This window comes from Rothia mucilaginosa (assembly GCF_964211445.1).
GTDB lineage: Bacteria > Actinomycetota > Actinomycetes > Actinomycetales > Micrococcaceae > Rothia > Rothia mucilaginosa_E.
This window is the reverse complement of the sequence record NZ_CAXOQT010000086.1, coordinates 1-292: the sequence shown is the minus strand read 5'-3', so window position 1 is coordinate 292 and position 292 is coordinate 1. Positions and strand designations below refer to the sequence as shown.

General features: G+C 64.7%; 1 pseudogene. It reads right to left on the bottom strand.

Annotation, left to right across the window (positions count from 1 at the left end):
• Positions 1–292, bottom strand: a pseudogene (locus tag AB8E48_RS09050) (LysR substrate-binding domain-containing protein); the annotation flags it as partial.

Genomic DNA, 292 nt, shown 5'->3' with positions numbered 1-292 from the left:
CGGTCCGGGCGCACAATGCTCATGTGCGCAAAGGGGTTCTCGGGTACGTCCTTACGCTCGATGGGGGCGTGTTCGACAGCCTCGGCGGGCGCTTCAGCAGCAGTATTTTCGCCCTCTGCCGCCGGTTCAAGGGCAGGATCAATCAGGCACAAATCCTGGTGCAGGGAGTCCAGGCCGCGCGCCTCACGCACGGGCACCTCCGCCAGCTGCCCGCGGTCACCGTAACGCTCGTGCCAACGGTTGAACCACTTGCCGGGCATAATCGCGGGCACGTAGCTAATGCGCAGCATGG